At 64.6% G+C, this 1,550-nt stretch carries 2 pseudogenes; both read left to right on the top strand.

What is annotated here, in order from left to right:
- Positions 1 to 110: 110 nt before the first annotated feature.
- Positions 111 to 1,115, top strand: a pseudogene (locus BMW72_RS18220) (IS110 family RNA-guided transposase); the annotation flags it as partial.
- A 304-nt stretch (positions 1,116 to 1,419) separates the two neighbouring features.
- Positions 1,420 to 1,550: pseudogene (locus tag BMW72_RS19440) on the top strand (IS110 family transposase); the annotation flags it as partial.

The raw sequence follows: 1,550 nt of genomic DNA, 5'->3' as shown, positions 1-1,550 counted from the left end.
GAAGCCATGAGACCCAGCGTCCACGAAGTTCTGAGATCCACTGTCCACGATGTCACGAGGTTACACACCAAGTGTCTGGACGTGCGCTACCATCAAGCGCTACTCGCCAAGCCACGATCGGCGCCCTGCCGATCGCCGTCGCCCAAGCCGAGGGAGTCCTCGTCGGCTACCTGCCCGGCCTGGCCATGCGGCGCATCGCCGACCTCCACTCCGGTGAGGCGATGACCGATGCCCGTGACGCAGCGATCATCGCCCAAGCAGCCCGCACGCTGCCGCACGCGCTGCGGTCGATCCAGCTGGCTGATGAATCGGTCGCGGAGCTGTCGATGCTGTGCGGGTTTGACGATGACATCCTCGGTCAGATGACCGCGACCAGCAACCGGATCCGCGGGCTGCTCACCCAGATCCACCCTGCGTTGGAGCGGGTCGTGGGCCCGTACCTGGACCACCCGGCCATGCTGGATCTGCTCTAGCACTACCCGTCACCGGCATCGATGAAAGCAGCCGGAACCACGCGGATGGCCACCCGACTGCTGAAACTGGCCCCACGGATGGGACGGCGCCTGGCGGAGGAAATCACCCAGGCATTGGGCGAACAGACCGTCGTGGTCGTCGGCACCCATGCCGCCGCGACGGTCCTCCCGCGCTTGGCTGAACAGCTGGCCGCGCTGCGCCGGCAGCGGTCCGACATCGCCGTCGAGGTTGAGAAGCTGGTGGAGGCGCACCCTCTTTCCCCTGTCCTGACGAGCATGCCCGGAGTCGGCGTCAGGACCGCAGCCCGGCTCCTCACCGAAGTCGCCGGCAAGCACTTTGAAACCGCCGGCCACCTCGCCGCCTACGCCGGCCTCGCACCCGTCACCCGGCGGTCCGGCTCCTCGATCCGAGGCGAACATCCCTCGCGACGAGGAAATATAATCCTCAAACGAGCCCTGTTCCTGTCGGCCTTCGCGGCCCTGCGCAACCCGGTCTCCCGGACCTACTACGACCGCAAAATCCCCCAAGGCAAACGCCACAACCAAGCACTTATCGCCCTCGCCCGACGTCGATGTGATGTTCTATTCACCATGCTCCGCGACGGCACCCGCTATGAAACAGAACACCAACTCGCCGCTTGACAAAGACTGTGAGCCTTGGGGTGGCTGGTCCGGGACTGGCTGGCAGAGTTGGTGTTGGTCGCTCCGCCGTGGTCGTGACTCATGACAAAACTGGCCCCTCGCGGGTGCCTTGCCTATGAACTGTCCGGCCGTGGTGGGTGACCGACGCCGGCCCGGCCCACCTCAGTGGCTTAATAAGAAGCATGCCCGATCCGTGCGGATCGTGGCTCATCACAGGTATGCCCCGAAGTGATTCCTCTCCGGATCGGCGCCGGTCGTCAGCGACTGGATCATCGCCCATCTCAAAGAAAGGAACCCGGACACTATGGACACCATAGTTGCGCACACCCATCCGTTCGTTATCGGCGTGGACACGCACGCCAGAACCCACACCTACGCTGTCCTCACGGCGGCAGGTCAGCACCTCGGAACCGAAACGTTCCCCAATACCGCCGC

Origin of the sequence: Cryobacterium luteum (assembly GCF_900110125.1) — a bacterium.
In the GTDB taxonomy this organism is placed as follows: Bacteria; Actinomycetota; Actinomycetes; order Actinomycetales; family Microbacteriaceae; genus Cryobacterium; species Cryobacterium luteum.
This window is presented reverse-complemented; position numbering and strand designations above follow the sequence as displayed.